Source organism: Erwinia sp. AC075, assembly GCF_979253995.1.
The window spans coordinates 523,885-545,190 of the sequence record NZ_CEEDEU010000001.1; the positions used below are offsets into that span (position 1 = coordinate 523,885).

17 protein-coding genes are annotated in these 21,306 nt (G+C 47.6%); 15 read left to right on the forward strand and 2 right to left on the reverse strand.

Annotated features, from left to right (window positions below):
* The first annotated feature begins 175 nt into the window (after positions 1 to 175).
* The 15 genes from wcaK (at position 176) to gndA (ending at position 19,275) form a co-directional block, all read left to right on the forward strand.
* Positions 176 to 1,426 carry a colanic acid biosynthesis pyruvyl transferase WcaK gene (gene wcaK / locus AC0IXH_RS02390; protein ID WP_013202949.1) on the forward strand — a complete coding sequence of 417 codons (1,251 nt, stop codon included), beginning with the start codon at positions 176 to 178 and terminating at the stop codon, positions 1,424 to 1,426.
* A 4-nt stretch (positions 1,427 to 1,430) separates the two neighbouring features.
* Entirely contained in the window at positions 1,431 to 2,654 is a 1,224-nt protein-coding gene (locus tag AC0IXH_RS02395) for a glycosyltransferase (RefSeq protein WP_013202948.1), read from the forward strand.
* Entirely contained in the window at positions 2,651 to 3,991 is a 1,341-nt protein-coding gene (locus AC0IXH_RS02400; protein WP_013202947.1) for a lipopolysaccharide biosynthesis protein, read from the forward strand. The genes AC0IXH_RS02395 and AC0IXH_RS02400 overlap by 4 nt, the downstream gene beginning before the upstream one ends.
* A 213-nt stretch (positions 3,992 to 4,204) precedes the next feature.
* Positions 4,205 to 5,101, forward strand: coding sequence for a UTP--glucose-1-phosphate uridylyltransferase GalF (gene galF / locus AC0IXH_RS02405; RefSeq protein WP_013202946.1), 897 nt, complete (start codon positions 4,205 to 4,207; stop codon positions 5,099 to 5,101).
* Positions 5,102 to 5,150: 49 nt separating this feature from the next.
* Positions 5,151 to 6,164, forward strand: a complete 1,014-nt coding sequence (gene galE / locus AC0IXH_RS02410; RefSeq protein ID WP_471719880.1) for a UDP-glucose 4-epimerase GalE — start codon at positions 5,151 to 5,153, stop codon at positions 6,162 to 6,164.
* A 553-nt stretch (positions 6,165 to 6,717) separates the two neighbouring features.
* Positions 6,718 to 7,797, forward strand: a complete 1,080-nt coding sequence (gene rfbB, locus AC0IXH_RS02415; RefSeq protein ID WP_013202944.1) for a dTDP-glucose 4,6-dehydratase — start codon at positions 6,718 to 6,720, stop codon at positions 7,795 to 7,797.
* On the forward strand, positions 7,797 to 8,684 hold the full coding sequence (gene rfbD, locus AC0IXH_RS02420) for a dTDP-4-dehydrorhamnose reductase (RefSeq protein ID WP_346594102.1): 888 nt from the start codon (positions 7,797 to 7,799) through the stop codon (positions 8,682 to 8,684). Before rfbB ends, rfbD begins: the two co-directional genes overlap by 1 nt.
* A 50-nt stretch (positions 8,685 to 8,734) precedes the next feature.
* Positions 8,735 to 9,616: a glucose-1-phosphate thymidylyltransferase RfbA gene (rfbA, locus tag AC0IXH_RS02425; RefSeq protein WP_346594104.1), complete on the forward strand. Its 882-nt coding sequence runs from the start codon at positions 8,735 to 8,737 to the stop codon at positions 9,614 to 9,616.
* Between the two features lie 3 nt (positions 9,617 to 9,619).
* On the forward strand, positions 9,620 to 10,168 hold the full coding sequence (rfbC, locus tag AC0IXH_RS02430; protein WP_346594106.1) for a dTDP-4-dehydrorhamnose 3,5-epimerase: 549 nt from the start codon (positions 9,620 to 9,622) through the stop codon (positions 10,166 to 10,168).
* Positions 10,169 to 10,170: 2 nt separating this feature from the next.
* Positions 10,171 to 11,100 carry a glycosyltransferase family 2 protein gene (locus AC0IXH_RS02435; protein WP_471719881.1) on the forward strand — a complete coding sequence of 310 codons (930 nt, stop codon included), beginning with the start codon at positions 10,171 to 10,173 and terminating at the stop codon, positions 11,098 to 11,100.
* A 109-nt stretch (positions 11,101 to 11,209) separates the two neighbouring features.
* The gene (locus AC0IXH_RS02440) at positions 11,210 to 11,962 is read left to right on the forward strand and encodes an ABC transporter permease (RefSeq protein ID WP_346594108.1); all 753 of its coding nucleotides are present in this window, start codon (positions 11,210 to 11,212) and stop codon (positions 11,960 to 11,962) included.
* Positions 11,952 to 13,334 carry an ABC transporter ATP-binding protein gene (locus AC0IXH_RS02445; protein ID WP_346594110.1) on the forward strand — a complete coding sequence of 461 codons (1,383 nt, stop codon included), beginning with the start codon at positions 11,952 to 11,954 and terminating at the stop codon, positions 13,332 to 13,334. The genes AC0IXH_RS02440 and AC0IXH_RS02445 overlap by 11 nt, the downstream gene beginning before the upstream one ends.
* Positions 13,324 to 15,255, forward strand: coding sequence for a class I SAM-dependent methyltransferase (locus AC0IXH_RS02450; protein ID WP_346594112.1), 1,932 nt, complete (start codon positions 13,324 to 13,326; stop codon positions 15,253 to 15,255). Before AC0IXH_RS02445 ends, AC0IXH_RS02450 begins: the two co-directional genes overlap by 11 nt.
* A 34-nt stretch (positions 15,256 to 15,289) precedes the next feature.
* Complete coding sequence (locus tag AC0IXH_RS02455; protein WP_346594113.1) at positions 15,290 to 17,431, forward strand: glycoside hydrolase family 99-like domain-containing protein; 2,142 nt, start codon at positions 15,290 to 15,292, stop codon at positions 17,429 to 17,431.
* 437 nt (positions 17,432 to 17,868) lie between these two features.
* The gene (gene gndA, locus AC0IXH_RS02460) at positions 17,869 to 19,275 is read left to right on the forward strand and encodes an NADP-dependent phosphogluconate dehydrogenase (protein WP_346594115.1); all 1,407 of its coding nucleotides are present in this window, start codon (positions 17,869 to 17,871) and stop codon (positions 19,273 to 19,275) included.
* Positions 19,276 to 19,334: 59 nt separating this feature from the next.
* On the opposite strand, the gene AC0IXH_RS02465 is transcribed toward gndA, so the two are convergent.
* Entirely contained in the window at positions 19,335 to 20,450 is a 1,116-nt protein-coding gene (locus tag AC0IXH_RS02465) for a succinylglutamate desuccinylase/aspartoacylase family protein (protein ID WP_471719882.1), read from the reverse strand.
* Between the two features lie 55 nt (positions 20,451 to 20,505).
* Entirely contained in the window at positions 20,506 to 21,303 is a 798-nt protein-coding gene (locus AC0IXH_RS02470) for an ABC transporter substrate-binding protein (protein WP_013202933.1), read from the reverse strand.
* Between the last annotated feature and the right edge of the window lie 3 nt (positions 21,304 to 21,306).

Below are 21,306 nucleotides of genomic sequence, written 5' to 3' on the forward strand. Positions count from 1 at the left end.
AATCTGCCGTCACTGCCCGTTGTCCGCCTTTCTGACAGGGAGGGGCTCAGCGGGCATTAGGTGGTACAGCTGTATTGATGAGCGTTCGGGGTTTCGAACAATAATACTTATTAATTAACCACTTATGGTTAGTGATAGCCTGTAAAATTACAAAAATTTTATTTCTGGAGTTTTTATGAAGATCTTATTAGTTGGCAATCATACGTGTGGTAATCGTGGTGATGGCGCTATTTTACGCGGGCTCATTGATTCGCTTAACCTCGCAAGGACCGATCTGGAAATTGATGTAATCAGTCGCTATCCAACCAGCTCAGGCTATCTGCTGCAGCAGGAGATCATGCCGGATGAACTCTTTCTTGAAACCAAGAAAGGGAAAAACAAGTTTATGGACAAAGTTAAACGTCGTCTGATGCCAAAAATCATGATGGCGCACATCAGCGGAAGTGGACTGTTTAAGTCAATGGCGGTACCCAAGTACCTGCAGGACTTTACCAATAAGCTGAAGCAGTACGATGCCATTATTCAGGTAGGCGGTTCGTTCTTCGTTGACCTGTATGGTCCGCTGCAGTTTGAGCATTCTCTGTGTGCATTACTGGCTAAAAAGCCTATCTATATGATCGGCCACAGCGTTGGGCCTTTCCAGAAAGAAAGATTCAACGAGATTGCTAACTTTGTCTTCTCGCGCGTCAACAGCCTTGTGCTGCGTGAAAGCGTCAGCCTGGACATGATGAAGCAGGGCAGCATCACCACCGAAAAAGTGGTCAAAGGTGCTGATACCGCCTTCCTGGTGCGTGCCCGTGAAGTTGAAGAACCGAGCCACAACCTGCTGCACTGGCAGCAGCTGATCTCCTCAACAAAAACCATCGCGATTACCGTGCGTGAGCTGGCGCCATTTGACAAACGTCTTGGTGTCACCCAGCAGGAGTATGAGATGGCGTTTGGTAAGGTGATCAATGCAATGATCGACAAAGGTTATCAGGTAGTGGCATTGTCTACCTGTACCGGTATCGACAGCTACAATAAAGACGACCGTATGGTGGCGATGACCTTGCGCGACCACGTCGTTCAGAAAGATAAGTACCATGTCATCATGGACGAATTTAATGACCTTGAATTGGGTATCCTTTTAGGACGTAGCCACTTAACAATCGGCACTCGTCTGCACTCTGCAATCATTTCCATGAACTTCGGCACCCCAGCCGTGGCGATTAACTATGAACACAAATCGCTCGGCGTGATGAACCAGCTCGGCCTGCCAGAAATGGCTACCGATGTGAAGAGTCTGATGGATGGCAGCATCATCACGAAAGTTAACGGCATTCTCGATAACTATGATGTGGTCAAACAGCAGGTTGATAGCGCGGTAGAGCAGGAGAGGGTTTTGGGGAATAAAATCACCGAAGACGTCGTCAAGATTTTAGGGTGAACCGATGAAACTAACTTTTTTCACAATGCGTTTTCCGGTCTCGTCGGAAACATTCGTGCTGAACCAGGTCACCCACTTTATCGACAGTGGCTATGACGTTGAGATCATCTCGGTGTTTCCTGGCGACCTGGTAAACCGGCACGGTGCGTTCGATCGCTACAATCTGGCGGAGAAAACCCATTATCTTCTGCCGGAAGAGAAGGTAACTAACGCGGAAAAGCTGAAGCAGCGTTTGCAGATTGTGCTGCCAAAAATCCTCAGCCTGACCACGCTCAAATCCTTCAACGTTGGGCGCTACGGCGCCCAGTCCAGCAAGCTGCTGCTGCCGGCGATTGTTGCCCATGCTAAGCAGACCTTCACCGCGGATGTTTTCCTGGTGCACTTTGGCTATGCCGGTGCGCTGGCCAACAAACTGCGTGAGCTGAACGTGTTGAAAGGCAAACAGGCGACGGTGTTCCATGGCGCGGATATCTCCCGCCGCCATATTCTGGAAGAGCATAAGCTGGACTACACCAATCTTTTCCGTCAGACAGAACTGCTGCTGCCAATCAGCCATTTGTGGGAGAACAAGCTGATCTCCATGGGCTGTCCGCCGGAGAAGATTCATGTGACCCGCATGGGCATTGAACCTGAAAAATTCAATATGAAAGTCCGTGAGGCGCTGCACACGCCATTACGCATCGTTTCTGTTGCCCGCCTGACCGAGAAGAAAGGGTTGGGCGTGGCGGTTGAAGCCTGCAAATACCTGAAGGCGCAAGGCGCGAACTTTGAATACACCATCATCGGCAACGGTGATATGGAAGATGAGTTACGCAACACCATTCGCAGCGCCAGTCTGGAAGATTGCGTGAAGATGGTGGGCTTCAAGCCACAGGAAGAGATTAAGCGTTACCTCGATGAAGCGGATATTTTCCTGCTGCCTTCGCTGACCGCTGCCGATGGCGATATGGAAGGGATTCCCGTCGCGCTGATGGAAGCGATGGCGGTTGGCCTGCCGGTGGTGTCGACTGACCACAGCGGCATCCCGGAGCTGATTGAAAATAACGTTTCTGGCTGGCTGGCACCAGAAGGCGACGCGAAAGCCTTGAGTGAGATTTTATTGAAGCTGGCGAAAGGTGATGTGGACGTAGCGCCGGTGATTGCGGCGGCCAGGGAGAAAGTCGAAACGGAATTCAACCAACACATTGCCTATCGTGAGCTGGCACAATTGTTGGAGCAACTTGCGTGAGTAGTTTAAAAAACCAGGCCGCATGGCTGTTTGGAGGCACCTGTTTTGCTGCGGTGCTACAAGTCGTCCAGTTAGGCGTACTGGCCCGAAAGCTTGAAACGCATGAGTTGGGGATTCTGGCGATTATCAATGCCATCCTCGCGGTGGCGATGGTGCTGCAGGATATGGGGATGAGCAGCTATATCGTGCATCGCCAGAACATTACCCGCAAAGAGCAAAGCACCATTTACTGGGTAAACGTGTTGCTCAGCCTGTTGACCGGACTGTTGCTGATCGCCATCGCCTGGCCGATTGCGTATTTCTATCACTTACCGCAACTGACCGGGCTGATTATGCTGACCAGCTTAAACTTCCTGGTGTTAGGTTCGCTGTCGCAATATCAGGCGCATTTTATTAAAGCCAAGAAGATGGTGTTGCTGGCTAAAATAGAAATGGTCACCAAGTTTCTTGCCTTTGCGCTGACCGTAGCGATGCTGTATTACAGCTCGTTAAATGTGGCTGCGGTTATTCTGGGGTTATTCGCCAACGCCGCCATGCGCATTGCGTGCATGATCTGGTTTGGTGAAAAATCCTGGCGGCCAACCTTTGAGTTCGATAAAGCCACCTTCTTCAGCTCAATGAAGTACGGTGTTTATCAGCTCGGCTCGCAGACCATTAACCAGTTACGTACCCAGGCTGACTCACTGATTGTCGGTAAAGTGATGGGTGCGGACATGCTGGGGATTTACTCGCTGGCGAAAGAGCTGGTGTTGCAACCGCTGAAGCTGGTGACGCCGGTGATCAACCGTCTGGCGCTGCCGCGTTTTGCGGAAACGCAGCATGAGCCCGCGCAGTTGCAGAAGCTGTTCCTGAAGGGCACCTTCATGATCATGCTGTTCAGCAGCCTGATGTACCTGGCGATTGGTATCCTGTCACCGGTGATTGTGCGCCTGCTGTACGGCCCGGCGCATGAAGCGGTCGGACATCTGATCCCACTGATGCTGCTGTTTGGCATGCTGCGTCCGATGGGCGGCCTGACCGGCGCGATATCGCAGGCCAATGGCCGGACTAACGTCGAGTTTTACTGGAACATTGTGGCCAGTATCATTGTGGTCGCGGTACTGGCAACCACGTGGATCTATCCAAATGTCTGGTACGTAGCGCTGACGCTGTCGATTTCGCAGGTGCTGATTTCTGCCTTTGCGCATCCGTTCTTCATCAAGCCGGTGATTGGCATTCCGTTTATGCCGTATGCCCGGCAGTGGATGTCGGTGGCGGTGGTGTTTGTCGGCATTATGGCGCTGGTCAGCTATTTCAATCTATTTGTACAACCCGAATGGTTTGTTGGCTGGCTTTAATCTGAAAAGACGCAGTAGATATCAAGGCGACCGCTTCGGCAGTCGCCTTTTTTATTTTAAAAGCTCAGCAGGAACAGCCGGATGCGCTCTAAAAATGGCTGGCAGATTTGTGAAGCAGCCGCTGCTTAATTTTCAGATTAAGATTATACTTGTGAATCATCTCTTTAATGCATAATCGTTATACGTTTTTTACTTCATTTATATGGAAAAAATATGACCAAGCTTAAAGCAGTTATCCCCGTTGCGGGTCTGGGTATGCACATGCTCCCTGCTACAAAAGCCATTCCTAAAGAAATGTTGCCAATCGTCGACAAGCCGATGATTCAGTACATCATCGATGAGTGCGTTGCAGCAGGGATCAAGGAAATTGTACTGGTCACCCACGCGTCCAAGAATGCGGTTGAAAACCATTTTGACACTTCCTACGAACTGGAAGCGCTGCTGGAAGCCCGCGTTAAGCGTTCGCTTCTGAGCGAAGTAAAATCGATCTGTCCTCCGGGCGTAACGATTATGAACGTGCGCCAGCCACAGCCGCTGGGCCTGGCTAACTCCATCCTGTGCGCGCGTCCGATGCTGCACGATGAAGCTTTCGTGGTTGTGCTGCCAGACATCCTGTTGGATGACTCAACAGCCGATCCCCTGCGTTATAACCTGGCCGCAATGGTTGCGCAGTTTGAAGAGACCAAACGCAGCCAGGTTCTGGTTCACCATATGCCAGCAGCCGATCTGTCTGAGTACTCGGTTATCAAAACCAAAGAGACGCTGGATCACCCAGGTCAGGTCAGCCAGATTGTCGACTTCGTTGAAAAACCAGAACATCCACAGGCGCTGGATTCCGATCTGGCAGCGGTAGGCCGTTATGTGCTGTCCGCGGATATCTGGACCGAGCTGGAAAATCTCGAGCCGGGTGCCTGGGGACGTTACCAGCTGACCGACGCCATCGCTAACCTCGCTAAAAAGCAGCCTGTTGATGCGCATCAGCTTTCCGGCACCAGCTTTGACTGCGGCCGTAAACTGGGATATATGAAAGCCTTCGTATCCTGGGGTCTGAGAAACAATGCGCAGGGACGTGAGTTCCGCGAATCAATCAAAGCAATCCTGGCGAAGTAATCCGCAATCTGAACGTGGCCACGCTCTGGCGTGGTTGCAAGGAGTCAACATGGCTATTTTAGTAACGGGCGGCGCTGGTTACATCGGTTCCCACACGGTGCTTACGCTGCTGCAGCGTGGCGACGACGTTGTAGTACTGGATAACCTGAGCAATGCTTCACGTGAATCTGTCAACCGGGTTGAAAAACTGGCAGGGAAGACGGCAACATTTTGTGAAGGCGACATTCTGGATCGTGCCTGCCTGCGCGACCTGTTCGCCCAGCATGACATTACCGCGGTCATTCACTTTGCCGGCCTGAAAGCGGTAGGTGAATCCACGCGTATGCCGCTGGAGTATTACCAGAACAACGTGACCGGGACCCTGGTCCTGCTGGAAGAGATGCGTGCTGCTGGCGTAAACCAGTTTATCTTCAGCTCTTCCGCCACCGTTTACGGCGCCGATGCCCCTGTGCCTTACGTTGAAACCACGCCAATCGGCGGCACGACCAGCCCTTATGGCACGTCGAAGCTGATGGTTGAGTTCATTCTGCGTGACTACGCGAAAGCTAACCCGGATTTCAAAACCATCGCACTGCGTTACTTCAACCCGGTCGGTGCACATGAGTCTGGCCAGATTGGCGAAGATCCAAACGGCATTCCAAATAACCTGCTGCCTTACATCGCGCAGGTGGCTATTGGCCGTCTGGAGAAGCTCGGCATCTTTGGCGGTGATTACCCAACCAAAGACGGCACCGGTGAACGCGACTACATCCACGTGATGGATTTAGCCGAAGGTCACCTGAAAGCGCTGGATCATATCGGCCAGGTTGAAGGTTATAAAGCCTACAATTTGGGTGCCGGAGTAGGGTACTCGGTGCTGGAAATGGTGAAGGCGTTTGAAAAAGCGGCCGACCGCGAGATCCCCTACCAGATCTCTCCACGCCGTGCCGGCGACCTCGCCGCGTTCTGGGCTGACGCCTCACTGGCAGATAAAGAGCTGGACTGGCGTGTCTCCCGCGGTATCGATGCGATGATGCGCGATACCTGGAACTGGCAGAGCCAGAATCCGCACGGTTATAAATAAGCGCTTCTGACGCGTTGATGATAAGCCCAGCTAATGCTGGGCTTTTGTCTGTCTGGTCCCTGAGAAAATATCGGCAGAGAAATGCAGCAGTTCAGTCGAAGCGTTGTCTACAATTCAATCCTGAAGATAGGGTTGAAGGTCGCATTATGAGCTGATTTTAGCCAGTTAGACGTCTTATTAACCTTCGAACCAGTGGCTAGTTCGAATTGCGCTGGCGATGGATTAATCGCCTATATGCTGTACGGATTATTCTCATTTTAGTTAGTTTTCATAATTACTGAATGATACAATTACGGGTTGTATCTCTGTGTCATGTCAGAGCTGGATTGCTTAAAAAAAGGACGTTTTTTCAGCGATTTAGGTGGTGAGTTTCCTCATCGCTTGCACGGTTTACGATCAAACCAGCATGGAATGCACTAGAAAATGCCGATTGCACACTGGGGCTGCTTACCCAGGGGCGGTAGCGTGCCCAAATTTCTTCCAGCTTACATGTACAGATAAACTCAATAATCTACGGTTATTGTTCCATATCACTTCCGTTTAGAGACTTGCTATGAAGATTTTGATCACTGGTGGCGCTGGCTTTATTGGTTCAGCAGTTGTAAGGCATATCATTCAAGATACGCAGGATTCCGTTATCAACGTGGATAAGTTGACCTATGCGGGCAATCTTGAATCCATTAAAGATGTCAGCGACAGTGAGCGTTACCAGTTCTTCCAGCTGGATATCTGTGACGGCGCCGGATTGAGCAAAGTGATGAACGAAACCCAGCCGGATGCCATCATGCATCTGGCTGCGGAAAGCCATGTTGACCGCTCCATCACCGGACCTGCTGACTTTGTTCAAACCAACGTGGTAGGCACCTATACCTTGCTGGAAGCAACCCGTCAGTACTGGAACACGCTTAGCGACGAGAAAAAACAGGCTTTCCGTTTCCACCATATTTCCACCGATGAAGTGTATGGCGATTTACCTCATCCCGATGAGATGAGCGGTGAGCTGCCGTTGTTTACGGAAACCACCCCTTATGCACCAAGCAGCCCTTACTCCTCAACCAAAGCGGCCAGCGATCATCTGGTCAGAGCCTGGGGACGCACTTATAAGCTGCCGGTGATCATCACCAACTGCTCTAACAACTACGGTCCTTACCATTTCCCGGAAAAATTAATCCCGCTGATTATCATCAATGCGCTGGAGAAAAAGCCATTGCCTGTCTACGGTAAAGGCGACCAGATCCGTGACTGGCTGTATGTTGAAGATCATGCGCGCGCGCTGTACAAAGTGGTTACTGAAGCCGAAGTGGGCACCACCTATAATATTGGTGGCCATAATGAAAAACAGAATCTCGAAGTGGTTCAGACTGTGTGCGCGCTGCTGGACGAGCTTCAGCCAACTGAAGGTCGCTATGCCGATTTGATCACCTATGTGAACGATCGTCCAGGTCATGACCGCCGCTATGCTATCGACTCCAGCAAAATCCAGAAGGATCTTGGCTGGAAACCGCAGGAAACCTTCGAAAGTGGTCTGCGTAAAACCGTCCAGTGGTATCTGACCAATAATGAATGGATTGATAACATCAAAAGCGGTGCCTATCAGAGTTGGATTGAACAAAACTACGAGAAGCGTGACTAATGAAGATTCTTCTACTCGGTAAAAATGGTCAGGTTGGCTGGGAGTTACAGCGAGCCTTAGCACCGCTGGGCACGCTTATCGCTCTGGATCGTCACTCAACGACCTATTGTGGCGATCTCTCCAATGCCGAAGGCATCGCCGCCACCATTTTAGCGATTAAACCGGACGTGATCGTCAACGCAGCCGCACACACCGCGGTTGATAAGGCCGAGTCTGAACCTGAAGTTGCTGCTGTGCTTAACACCTCATCCGTAGCTGCAATGGCTGCCGCGGCGGAGAAAGTTGGGGCGCTATTGGTTCATTATTCGACAGACTATGTCTTTAATGGCCAAGGTGAGCAACCCTGGACAGAAGCCGACGTGACCGAACCGCTCAGTGTTTATGGTAAAACCAAGCGTGATGGTGAAGAAGCCATTGCAGCGGCTTGTAGCAACTATTTGATATTCCGCACCAGTTGGGTGTATGCCGCTAAGGGCAACAACTTTGCCAAAACCATGCTTAAGCTGGCGAAGGACAGAGAAGAACTTTCGGTCATCAACGATCAGTTTGGTGCCCCAACCGGCGCAGACTTGATTGCAGATTGCACGGCGCACGCTATTCGCAAAGCGAAAGGGCAGCCACAGCTTTCAGGCATTTATCATCTGATTGCCAGCGGCACGACCACCTGGCATGACTACGCTTCATTTGTTATTACTACCGGGCGTGAGAAAGGACTGGAGTTGAAGGTCAACAAAATCAATCCAGTGGCCACTTCGGCATTTCCAACCCCGGCTAAGCGACCTGCCAATTCCAGACTGGATACGGCTAAATTCCAGCAGAGTTTTGATTTAACGCTTCCAGACTGGCATGACGGCGTAGAGCGGATGCTCACGGAAATCATCGGATAAATTCTATAAAATCAGCATCAGAAGATGCTGTTAAATTGGTGCAACGCATTATGACAAAGAATAAAGGCATTATCTTAGCGGGCGGTTCTGGAACAAGACTTTATCCGGTAACTATGGCTGTGAGTAAGCAATTGCTGCCTATCTATGATAAACCAATGATTTATTACCCATTGAGCACGCTCATGATGGCAGGTATCCGCGATATTCTGATCATCAGCACGCCACAGGATACGCCTCGCTTTGAAAGCCTGTTGGGCGATGGTTCCCAGTGGGGCTTGTCTATTCAGTATAAAGTTCAGCAGAATCCAGATGGCCTGGCGCAGGCATTTGTTCTGGGTGAAGAGTTTATCGGTGATGATGCCTGTGCGCTGATTCTCGGTGACAACATCTTCTACGGCCACGATCTGAATAAGCAACTTGAAGAAGCCTGTAATAAGAGGCAGGGTGCTACCGTATTCGCCTATCACGTTCAGGACCCTGAGCGTTATGGCGTAGTTGAATTCGATAAGGACGGCAAAGCCATTTCCTTAGTCGAAAAGCCAGAGCATCCAAAAAGCAATTACGCAGTGACCGGTCTGTATTTCTATGACAACAGCGTCGTTGAGATTGCGAAGTCACTTAAGCCATCGCCACGCGGTGAGTATGAAATCACTGACGTTAACCGCATCTATCTTGAAAGAGGCGAACTGTCTGTTTCCATCATGGGTCGTGGTCATGCGTGGTTAGATACCGGCACGCATCAGAGCATGAACGAAGCGAACAACTTCATTCAAACGATTGAGACGCGTCAGGGCCTGAAAGTATGCTGCCCGGAAGAGATTGCTTATCGTATGAAATATATCAGCGCAGAGCAGCTTGAAATATTAGCCAAACCTTTATTAAAAAATGATTACGGCAAATATTTGATGAATTTATTAAAAGGTCGGATTTAAAAAATGAAAATCACAGATACTGCAATTGCTGACGTCAAAATTATTGAGCCAAAAGTTTTTGGTGATGACCGTGGTTTCTTCTTTGAAAGTTTTAACCAGTCCATTTTTAATGAAGCAGTGGGCCGCCCGGTAGAGTTCATCCAGGACAATCACTCAATGTCTAAAAAAGGTGTCCTTCGCGGTCTGCATTACCAACTTGCTCCTCATGCGCAGGGGAAACTGGTGCGTTGTGTTGAGGGTGAAGTTTTTGATGTCGCTGTAGACATTAGAAAATCATCACCGACTTTTGGCCAGTGGGTCGGTGTAAATCTTAGCGCTGAAAATCACCGTCAGCTGTGGATCCCTGAGGGATTTGCGCATGGCTTCGTGACGCTGAGTGAACGTGTGCAGTTTGTTTACAAGACGACAAACTATTATGCACCTCAATCCGAGCGAAGCATTATTTGGAATGATCCTGAAATCAATATTAAATGGCCTGAGGTTGAAAACCTCACTTTATCTGGTAAAGATGAAGTTGGATTACTTTTGAACTCCGCCGATCTGTTTGATTAAATATGGACAAACAACAGAAAATTGCCGTTTTGATATGTACGTACAATGGAAGTCAGTACATACGTAAACAGCTTGATTCCATAATAACCCAATCTTATAAAGACTGGGTTATTTATGCTTCTGATGATGGTTCTAAAGATAATACAGTTGAAATCCTAAAAGAATACCAATCCAAAGTAGGAATGGATAAATTCCACATAGTCATGGGTCCAGGCAAAGGATTTGCTTGGAATTTCATTTCTATATTGGAGAAAAGCGGTGACGATTATTCTGGATATGCATTCTGCGATCAGGACGATGAATGGATGCCCGACAAACTTTCCAAAGGGATTGATTACCTCAACCAAATCAGCGTTCACGTAGCGGGAGTTTACTGTGGCAGAACGCTCCTGGTTGACGAGCATGATAATTATTTGGGTGAGTCACCGCTTTTTGAAAAAAAACCATCCTTAAAAAATGCTTTAGTTCAAAGTATTGCCGGTGGCAATACTATGATATTAAATCATGCCGCAAAATGCCTGGTCGCGAAAACTCCCTTGGATGTGAAAATTGTTTCGCATGACTGGTGGATCTATATCATCGTTTCAGCAGCGGGAGGGGTGGTTGTTTACGATCCAATCCCAACGATTCGATATCGACAGCACCAGGGCAATATCGTTGGCTCCAACAATGGATGGCTTGCCCGTTTGAAAAGAATATTTGGATTACTTGATGGTCACTTCAAATCTTGGATTGATAGTAATCTGATTGCGTTGGACAGGATGAATTCAGAAATTACTCCTGAAAATAAAATTTTCATAGATCAATTTGTGACCGCAAGAAAGAGTCATTTCTTAAAAAGAGTCATAATATTCAAAAATCTTAGCATGTATCGGCAAACCCTGTTCGGTACATTTGGACTCTTTGTCGCAATTATACTAAAGAAAATTTAAAGAAAAGTCTTTGATGAGAGGTGGGATTTTGCAACAGCAGAGAGTACATAGTACTTCGCTATGGTCATTGTGCACGAGCACATACAAAAACAAACAAATAATTTTTGAAATGACTAAAAGAGACATTGTCGGACGTTATAAAGGGTCGGTAATGGGACTGCTTTGGTCTTTCATAAATCCAATTTTCATGCTGGCTGTGTATACGGTGGTCTTCTCCGAGGTATTTAATGCCCGATGGGGAACTGCAACAGGAGATGAATCTAAAGCTCAGTTTGCAATTATACTTTTTGTAGGGCTAATTGTTCATGGGATATTTAGTGAGGTTTTAACTAAATCTCCAATGCTAATCTTGAACAATGTGAATTATGTCAAAAAAGTTGTTTTCCCTTTAGAAACTTTGCCGATCATAACATTATTATCAGTCGGCTTCCAAACCTGTATTAACATTGTAGTATTGGTCGCCGCTTTTGTAATTTTCAATGGATATGTGCATTTGACGGCACTGATATTACCAGTTGTTTTATTGCCTATATTTATTTTGACTCTGGCGCTTAGCTATATAGTGTCGTCACTGGGTGTCTTCATCCGTGATTTAGGGCAGTTCATCACTTTGCTGGTCACAGTGATTTTATTTCTTTCTCCTGTCTTCTATCCACTTTCCGCAGTACCAGATAAATTTAAACCAATCATCCTGCTAAACCCTGTGACCTTCATTATAGAGCAGGCGCGAAACGTTTTGATTTGGGGTAAATTACCCGATTTTTCAGGTCTGATGGTCTACAGCTTTGTTTCATTGCTGATATTGTGGCTGGGCTTCTTCTGGTTCCAAAAAACTCGTAAAGGATTTGCTGATGTTATCTAATGACAATGCTCTGGAAATCATTGATGTCAGTAAATGTTATCAAGTTTATGACAATCCAGTTAGGCGATTAAAACAGTTTATCATCCCAAATCTTGAGCGAAAGTTGGGAAAGGTTCCTCGTGTTTATCACCAGGAATTCTGGGCTCTCCAGGATATTAGCTTCAATCTGCCAAAGGGTGAGACGGTAGGTATTGTCGGACGTAATGGATCCGGTAAATCCACTCTGTTGCAAATTATTGCTGGGACACTGTCTCCTACACAAGGTTCGGTTAATATCAATGGTCGTGTAGCCGCTCTTCTGGAATTAGGCGCGGGCTTCAATGGTGATTTTACTGGTCGCGAAAACGTATTTCTAAATGGTGCGCTGCTGGGCCTGACAAAAGAGGCTATTGAAAATAAGCTGGATGATATTCTGTCATTTGCAGATATAGGGCATTTTATAGATGCACCAGTAAAATCCTATTCAAGCGGAATGATGGTCAGGCTGGCTTTTGCTGTTCAGGCACAAATCGATCCGGAAATCCTAATCGTAGATGAAGCACTGGCAGTTGGAGATGCAAAGTTCCAGGCTAAATGCTTCGCCCGGCTGAAACAATTAAAAAATAATGGCACGTCCATTCTTTTCGTATCACATGCCACTGAACAGATTATCACCCATTGTGATAAAGCGATCCTGTTAAATGATGGTGTGATGGTCGACACAGGTGCCCCAAAAAATATCATTAACCAATACCTGGATCTGCTTTTCGGTAAACCCACCACGGATAAATCTTTAAGAGCAGAGCAAGAGAAAAACATTGCCGCTGCGAGTGAAAAAGAAGCAGAGAGCATTGAGAGATTCGCTCAAAGTAATGAACCTGATCTTGCCTCCCGCTATAATTTGCACGAAGAGGGGTTTGTAACCCGTAAAAACTATAATCCCTCCGAGTATCGGTGGGGAGACAAGCAGGCCGAAATCCTCGATTTTCATTTATCTCAGGATAATCATGAATATCCGTTAACTGTTTCATCAGAATCAAGTCTGACGATGCACTTTTTAACGAAGTTTAATGCCACTATCGAAAAACCTATCTTCGGTTTTGCCGTCAAAACAAAAGATGGTGTAACAATTTACAATACAAACTCAAAAATTCTTGAGTCTGCCTTCATCGAATGCGGTGAGGCCGGTAAAACCTATACGGTTAAAATAACCATCCCTGCTAAACTTTATCAAGGTGACTATTTCATCTCGGTAGGGTTGGCAAGTTATGATATTGCAGGGCAGATAGTTCCACATGATCGACGCTATGATTCGATTCATATTGCGATAGAGCCCACTGCAGACTTTTTTGGGCTGGTCAACTTAGAGGCTTCGATTACTTGTGAACAATAAAAATTATGCAACTGTGCTGAATGAAGCCGGTTTTTTTTTAGACCCAGAGTTAAATATCTGGTGTGAAATTTCTGAAGAGAAGTTTGGCTATAATGATGGTGACGAATATGAGAACTACGTCCTTGATGTCGTCACCAATGCTTCTGACTGTTCAGTCATGTCGTCAGAACTCGCTACTAAGATAAAAGATTGGCCCTCCCTATATCACCTTACCCCCAAGCGCTCCAATCTGCTTCGGCCTTTCACTGAACAGTTTCGTGGTAAGCGTGTTCTGGAAATAGGTTGTGGATGTGGTGCTATTACTCGTTTCTTAGGTGAATCGGGTGCTGAGGTCGTCTCCGTTGAAGGAAGTAAAAGACGTGCGACTATCGCTCGCAGACGATGCTATGACCTGGAAAATGTGCAGGTAATTTGTGCCTCGAGTGAGAAATTGCCTGATCTTGGTCAGTTTGACTATGTAATGCTCATAGGTGTACTGGAATATGCGCAAAGCTTCCTGGGGGCAGGTGGGCCAGGAAAACTACTGGAATCCTGTCGTACCAGGCTCACTCCTTCTGGATCATTGTTCGTTGCGATTGAAAATAAACTCGGCTTGAAATACCTTGCAGGTGCTAAGGAAGATCATCTAGGCGTCCCAATGCTTGGCATTAATAATGCCTATCCTGAATTGGGCGTTATTACCTTCGGCCGCCAGGAGCTGAAAACCCTCTTACAAGATTCAGGTTACTTAAAAATCGAAGAATATCTTCCGTTCCCTGACTATAAATTACCCACGTTAATCATCGCGCCAGAAGGGCATTTAAGTAAAAGCAAAGCCCTATATCCATTGGTGAGTGAGAGTTATCATAAAGAAGCACAGCCGCTAAGTGATTATACATTCTCTCTGGAGGAAGCGTCCACTAGCGTCTGGGCAAATGGTCTTTCGGCTGATTTGTCTAACTCTTTTTTGATGATTTCTTCACCAGCCAGTGTTGTCAGTGATAGGAATAATCACGAAGAGGTTGATGAAACCTCGCTAGCCTGGTATTATTCGGAATCTCGGAAAGATAATAAGCAAAAAGCCATTAATTTTGTCACCAAAGGTGATGATATCAAGGTGAAAGTTTTCAAAATGAATGGTGAGTTTATTCATGATGAGGAATTTCACCAGGGTGAAAGTTTATGGCTTGAATTAGTCAGTATATTGAATAAACATGGTTGGCAGCGGGCACAGCTAGTCAATTTTGTTAAAAATTGGATTGGTATAGTCACCGAAAAGGCTGGGATTGAATTAGTCTATGCTTGGGATATGAAGGTGCCTGTAGAGTATCTCGATGCTACTCCTTTCAATATTATTAAAACCAGTGCGGGTTACGAAATATTTGACTTAGAATTAAATGCTGAACAGCCTTTAAATCTTTCCAGTATGATATTTAGAGGGTTATTCCACTCGTTCTTGCGTATAACTTCTGTTTCACCAACCAGTGATGTGTCTGATTATAATATTTTCAATCTTACTCAAGCTGTTATCTCTGATGTTTTTCCAAATGCACCTGAAGAGCTGTGTGCAAATTGTCTACGTGATGAAGTCTGGTTGATGCGCGAAATTGCTACAACTGACACTACAGCGCTTTATGAAAACTACAAGAGTGTTTCTTTTATAGCACGCAATTTCTTAAATGATTACAGAACTGAACTCTCGCGGCTACATGGAGTAGTAAATGAAAATGCAGAGAAAATTAATCTTCAAACGTTATCCGAGATAGAGTTAGCTAATAGTAAAGCGTCAACCGAAGTAGAGCTAAATAACTGCAGGGAAGAAAACAAAAAGTTGCAGGATTTACTAAATTTCAAGGAAGCTCAATTAAACAGGATGCTTGAATCCCGAGGCGGAAAAATTCTTACTCTGATAGAAAAATTCAGGTCTGGATTCAAGAAATAAAATTTATTTTACAGTGATTTATAAGGTGTCAAAATTGAAACTTTATTCATTTGCCAAAAAAATGCTTAGTGCTGAAGGCAAAGACCTCGTCCGATATCGAATTAAGCTGCTAAAAGATATCATTAAAAATGATGGAGTTAAGGCTGCTTATCAGCGAATCAAACTTGCTTATGGGAATAGCACAGGGAATCATTATGCACCTGACTCTTTTGTTGACATGGAACAGGCGGCTGCCGGAGGCCGAGATTCTTTATTAGAAGCATGGCTGGCCAGCGAATATAATCGTAACCAGCTCAAGGTTAATGAACAAAGCCATTATGTTCCTAAAGCGCTCGATTCACTGGAAGGTGTAGACCTGCCAGTTAAAGTTATTGCTTACTATCTACCACAATATCATCCCTTTGAAGAGAATAATAAGTGGTGGGGCCATGGATTTACCGAGTGGACCAATGTCACCAAGGCCAGACCTCAATACTTAGGGCAACAGCAGCCTCGACTCCCTGGTGAGCTTGGTTTTTATGACTTACGTCTTCCTGAGACCATGAGTCAGCAGATCGATTTGGCTAAACAATACGGTGTTCATGGTTTTTGCTTCCATCACTATTGGTTTGGTGGCAAGCGTCTGATGGAAACGCCTGTTAATAATTTCCTTAAAGATAAAACACTGGATATAAATTTCTGTCTCTGTTGGGCCAATGAAAACTGGACCCGCCGATGGGATGGCTTGGAAAATGATGTTCTGATTGCTCAGAATCATTCCCCTGAAGATGATATTGCCTTCCTTGACGACATCATGCCGGCATTGAAAGATGAGCGTTATATTCGTGTTGATGGCAAACCATTATTGATTCTATATCGTCCAGCATCATTACCTGATGCCCGTGCTACCGGTATACGCTGGCGTGAACATGCAATCAAAAACGGCTTACCCGGCCTGTATTTGGTTGTGGTGAAAGCTTTTGAGGTCACCAGCCCTGAGCCATTCGGATTTGATGCCATTGTAGAATTCCCTCCTCATCAGATGGGGGCCCGTGATATCACCGATAATGTCACTTTACTGAATAAGAAATTCTCCGGCAGAGTCTATGATTATGAAGAGCTGGCTTCCAGAGCCGGTTCCATTACTGATAAACGTTTCCCATATTTCAAAGCCGTTATGCCTTCATGGGATAACGAGGCAAGAAAACCAGGTCAGGGTTACTCGTTCCATAATGCTAAACCCGAGCTTTATGCAAAATGGCTCGACAGTGCCATCAAAACGACCATGGAAAGCAGACCAGAAGAGCGTCTTGTCTTTGTGAATGCATGGAATGAATGGGCTGAAGGCGCACACCTTGAGCCGGATCGTTACAATGGCTACGCTTACTTACATGCCACAGCCAATATATTGCGTAATTCTTTATCAAAATATGACTGTGATCACCAGTATATCTCTGAGATAAACCAAAAGTTTACACCTCAGTCTGATACTGCGGTAATCCTGCATGCTTATTATGAAGATCTTGCCTGCGAGTTGGTCGATAAATATATTGCACAACATAAAAATACACTCGATCTTATTATTACTATTCGTAGCGATGTTAAAGCAGAGACCTTAACTAAAATTAAAGAAACCTTCAGTAATGTGTTCTTTATTCTGGTTGATAATAGAGGTCGTGATATCAGGCCATTTATCCAGGCGATGAAAGTTGCAGAAGGTTTTGGCTATAAATTCATCTGCAAAGTCCACACCAAGAAATCACCTCATCGGGTTGATGGTCAACAATGGAGAGAGAGCTTGTTCGATGACCTTTTGGGGACCGTTCCTCAGGTTTACGGCATTCTTGAACGCTTTAAAGCAGATCCTAAAACTGGTGTTATTGCGCCCGCTAACTCGATCACTGACCTTTCGATTCCTGAGATTAATCTTGGTAACCGCCCGTGGTTGAATAAAATATTTACCAGACTCGGAGCACCTCAGCTTTCCACTGACTTTAAGACCAGTTTCCCCGCCGGTTCAATGTTCTGGTTCAGAATGGATGCTCTTGAGCCATTGACCAACAAACTCATTGATGAAGAAGAGTTTGAGCTTGAGGCAGGGCAGTTGGATGGTACTCTGGCTCATGCAGTAGAACGAATTATCGGCGCTGTAGTAAATAAAGTTGGCTATCAGGTTATTGATGTAAAAAGTTTATAAGAGTCAGTAGCGTAATAATTGAAAGTGGGGGGCAATGCTCCCCATTTTTGTTACTCAGATTTAATGTCCGAACGTCCAAACTCCTTTCGCTGCGATAATTCTGATTCTGTTAAGCCACCATCATGATTCATTGGCCAGAGTTTGTGCAAAGATCTTCCTGCAGTAACAAAATGGCGACAACTCGGATGGCCAACCGGAAGACATTTTCTCTTTGTATTCAGAACTAATATTAAAAAAAATTGATTTGGTGATATGCCTGGTCTGAAAACCTGCGTAATTATGCGGGCTAATGTTTCCTAACTTGCTCATTTGCAACAAAGATTGCCAATCGCATCAATCACTACCTTTAATCAGCTATCCTGAGTTAACATGTTTGCCACATTAACGCGCGGCGCCTCTGACAGGCGTCGTGAGTGACCTTCAGACAGGAGTATGTAATGTCCAAGCAACAGATCGGCGTTGTAGGTATGGCAGTAATGGGCCGCAACCTGGCTCTCAACATCGAGAGCCGCGGTTATACCGTGTCCATCTTTAACCGTTCACGCGAGAAGACAGAAGAAGTCATCGCAGAGAACGAAGGCAAAAAACTGGCGCCTTACTACACCATCGAAGAGTTTGTTGATTCCCTTGAGAAGCCACGTCGTATCCTGCTGATGGTTCAGGCAGGCGAAGCGACTGACAAGACTATCGCCTCTCTGACTCCGCACCTTGATAAGGGCGATATCCTGATCGACGGTGGTAACACCTTCTATAAAGACACCATTCGCCGTAACCGCGAACTGTCTGACCAGGGCTTCAACTTCATCGGTACCGGTGTTTCCGGTGGTGAAGAGGGCGCACTGAAGGGCCCATCCATCATGCCTGGCGGCCAGAAAGAAGCTTACGAGCTGGTTGCCCCAATCCTGAATGAGATTGCTGCGCGTGCAGAAGGCGAAGCTTGTGTAGCCTACATGGGTCCGGATGGCGCGGGTCACTATGTCAAAATGGTGCACAACGGTATCGAGTACGGCGACATGCAGCTGATTGCAGAAGCTTACTCCCTGCTGAAAAATGCCCTGAACCTGAGCAATGATGACCTGGCGAAAACCTTCAGCGAGTGGAATGAAGGCGAGCTGAGCAGCTACCTGATCGACATCACCAAAGACATCTTCACCAAAAAAGATGAAGACGGTAAATACCTGGTTGATGTGATTCTGGATGAAGCAGCGAACAAAGGTACCGGTAAGTGGACCAGCCAGAGCTCTCTGGACCTGGGCGAGCCACTGTCACTGATCACCGAGTCGGTGTTTGCGCGTTACCTGTCCTCGCTGAAAACGCAGCGTGTTGCAGCGTCCAAAGTACTGAGCGGTCCAACCGTGCAGACTATCTCTGGTGATAAAGCCGAGTTCGTTGAGAAAGTTCGCCGCGCTCTGTACCTGGGTAAAATCGTTTCTTACGCTCAGGGCTTCTCTCAGCTGAAAGCCGCTTCTGACGAAAACAAATGGGATCTGCATTACGGCGAGATTGCTAAAATCTTCCGCGCTGGTTGCATCATCCGTGCTCAGTTCCTGCAGAAGATTACCGATGCTTACGCAGACGATTCCAACATTGCTAACCTGCTGCTGGCGCCGTACTTCAAAAACATCGCTGATGAATACCAGCAGGCGCTGCGCGATGTTGTGGCGTACGCTGTACAGAACGGTATCCCGACACCAACCTTCTCAGCTGCTATCGCTTACTACGACAGCTACCGTTCAGCGGTACTGCCAGCGAACCTGATTCAGGCGCAGCGTGACTACTTCGGCGCACACACCTACAAGCGTACCGATAAAGAAGGTGTGTTCCACACCGAGTGGATGGAATAACATCCTCCGCTATTAAAAAAGGCTTCCTTCGGGAAGCCTTTTTTTTGTTTCATGCACACTCACGGAACCAGCAAATCCCCGTCACGAATCGCGTCTTTCCCGGCAAGCCTCGTCACCAACATTCCCGCCGTTGCAAACCTTACCCAGTGCCTCGCATACAGCAATCCACCGTGTTCAGCCACCAATGGCGTCAGCCTGTCGGTTAACGGGTCCAGAATGTCGGCGACGACTTCTCCAGCTTCAATCCACTCACCAATCTCGCGGCGATGCAGGATCACCCCTGAATGCGGCGTGGTGATGTATTCACAGCCCGCCAGCGGTACGGCTTCATTATGCAATTCTGGTAGGGGAGGCGCTTCACCAATGATGTAACCCGCGTGAATCAAAGCATTGATAATGGCGTCGGCATCTGTTTCTGCCTGCGCATGGCTGACATCTCTTACGCCACGCAACTCAAGCGTCACCGGCAGCAGCGGCTGCGGCATTGGGAAGCTGTCGCCAAATTTACGCTGCAAATACAGCCAGGGTTCACAGCAGGCTTCATCAAACGGTTCACCGCCGGAGATGTCGGCAATAAGCTGCACATCGCTGCCAATGTATCGCGCCAGCGGCTCAATCGCCTGCCACGCGTGCGGCATTGTGTAGAGATGCGTGACCGCTTCCCAGTCGCAGTGAATATCAATCATCAGATCGGCCTGACAGGCCATTCTCATCAACGTGTGGCGTTGCGACGTCAGCTCTGTCACCACCGTTGCGCCGTCAAAGTAGTCGTTAATCGCTGCGCGAATCCGTTCACGATTAGACTCAGCATCCTGGGTCAATTTGCCAGCCAGCCGTTCCGCCAGCGCCGGGCCCAACGCGGGGAACTGCCGATTGAAATCCTGCCCGGAGGCAGTTTCGAATCGCCCTAAATGCGTACCGTGCCAGTGCTGACCCAACGCAATCGGGTTGGCAACCGGAACCAGGGTGATAGCGGCGGCCAGGCGTCCTTCAGACTCTAAGGTCTTCAGCTTTTGCTTCAAATACCAGGCAACGGCTACGCCAGGCAGTTCATCGCCGTGTAAGCCCGCCTGAATATAGACCTGACGAGGAGAAGGTTCGCCAAAGTGACAGCTGATGATTTCGCGTTGCGTTCCCAGCGAGGCGCTGAACAGGGGATGATGGCGTTGTTGCATGGTCAGATCACTTGAAAGGGGGAAGAGTGTCGCGCCCGCAGACGCGACTCAGACACTATTTTTGAATGGAGATATCGGTCGCGAAATACTGCTTCTGAATCTTATCAAAGGTGCCGTTTTTCTTGATTTCCGCGAAAGCGTTGTCCAGCGCGGTTTTCAGCTCTGCATCGCCTTTACGCAGGCCAATCGCGGTGCCAGGGCCGATAATCGGATCCTGCACAATCGGGCCGGCCAGTTCGAAATCTTTGCCCTGAGGATGCTTCAGGAAGCCGATAGCCGCCTGTGCCGCATCGGTAAACACCGCATCAAGGCGGCCGGAAACCAGATCGCTCTCAACCTGAGCCTGATCGCCGTAAGGAACGACGTTCACCCCAGCCGGCTGCCATTTCGCCAGCGCATAGCGCTCCTGCACGGTACCCTGTTCAACGCCGACGGTTTTGCCTTTCAGCGATTCCGGGGTTGGCAGCAGACCGGAGCCTTTGCGGGCAATCAGCTGGGTTTTGGTGTCATACATCGGCTCGGTAAAGTCGATCTGCTTGAGGCGTTCTTCGGTAACGCCCATGTCCGACAGAATGGCATCGAATTTACGCGCTTTCAGGGCCGGGATCATGCCGTCGAACTGGCTTTCCACCCATACGCATTTCGCCTGCATCTGAGTACAGAGTGCATTACCCAAATCGATATCAAAACCGACCAGTTTGCCCTGCGGGGTTTTGGACTCAAAAGGAGGATAGGTTGGGTCCACCGCGAAGCGAACCCGGTCGATTTTGGCCTGAGCGCCAAAAGCGCAGCCTGCCATCAACGAGGCAATCGCTGCCTTACGCAGCACAGAAGACATCAAAGCTTTAGCCATTAT

Excerpts from the sequence above, each read along its gene's own strand:
- wcaK (WP_013202949.1), top strand. The coding sequence starts at position 176 with ATGAAGATCTTATTAGTTGGCAATCATACGTGTGGTAATCGTGGTGAT.
- AC0IXH_RS02395 (WP_013202948.1), top strand. The coding sequence starts at position 1,431 with ATGAAACTAACTTTTTTCACAATGCGTTTTCCGGTCTCGTCGGAAACA.
- galF (WP_013202946.1), top strand. The coding sequence starts at position 4,205 with ATGACCAAGCTTAAAGCAGTTATCCCCGTTGCGGGTCTGGGTATGCAC.
- galE (WP_471719880.1), top strand. The coding sequence starts at position 5,151 with ATGGCTATTTTAGTAACGGGCGGCGCTGGTTACATCGGTTCCCACACG.
- rfbB (WP_013202944.1), top strand. The coding sequence starts at position 6,718 with ATGAAGATTTTGATCACTGGTGGCGCTGGCTTTATTGGTTCAGCAGTT.
- rfbD (WP_346594102.1), top strand. The coding sequence starts at position 7,797 with ATGAAGATTCTTCTACTCGGTAAAAATGGTCAGGTTGGCTGGGAGTTA.
- rfbA (WP_346594104.1), top strand. The coding sequence starts at position 8,735 with ATGACAAAGAATAAAGGCATTATCTTAGCGGGCGGTTCTGGAACAAGA.
- rfbC (WP_346594106.1), top strand. The coding sequence starts at position 9,620 with ATGAAAATCACAGATACTGCAATTGCTGACGTCAAAATTATTGAGCCA.
- AC0IXH_RS02435 (WP_471719881.1), top strand. The coding sequence starts at position 10,171 with ATGGACAAACAACAGAAAATTGCCGTTTTGATATGTACGTACAATGGA.
- AC0IXH_RS02440 (WP_346594108.1), top strand. The coding sequence starts at position 11,210 with ATGACTAAAAGAGACATTGTCGGACGTTATAAAGGGTCGGTAATGGGA.
- AC0IXH_RS02445 (WP_346594110.1), top strand. The coding sequence starts at position 11,952 with ATGTTATCTAATGACAATGCTCTGGAAATCATTGATGTCAGTAAATGT.
- gndA (WP_346594115.1), top strand. The coding sequence starts at position 17,869 with ATGTCCAAGCAACAGATCGGCGTTGTAGGTATGGCAGTAATGGGCCGC.
- AC0IXH_RS02465 (WP_471719882.1), bottom strand. The coding sequence starts at position 20,450 with ATGCAACAACGCCATCATCCCCTGTTCAGCGCCTCGCTGGGAACGCAA.
- AC0IXH_RS02470 (WP_013202933.1), bottom strand. The coding sequence starts at position 21,303 with ATGGCTAAAGCTTTGATGTCTTCTGTGCTGCGTAAGGCAGCGATTGCC.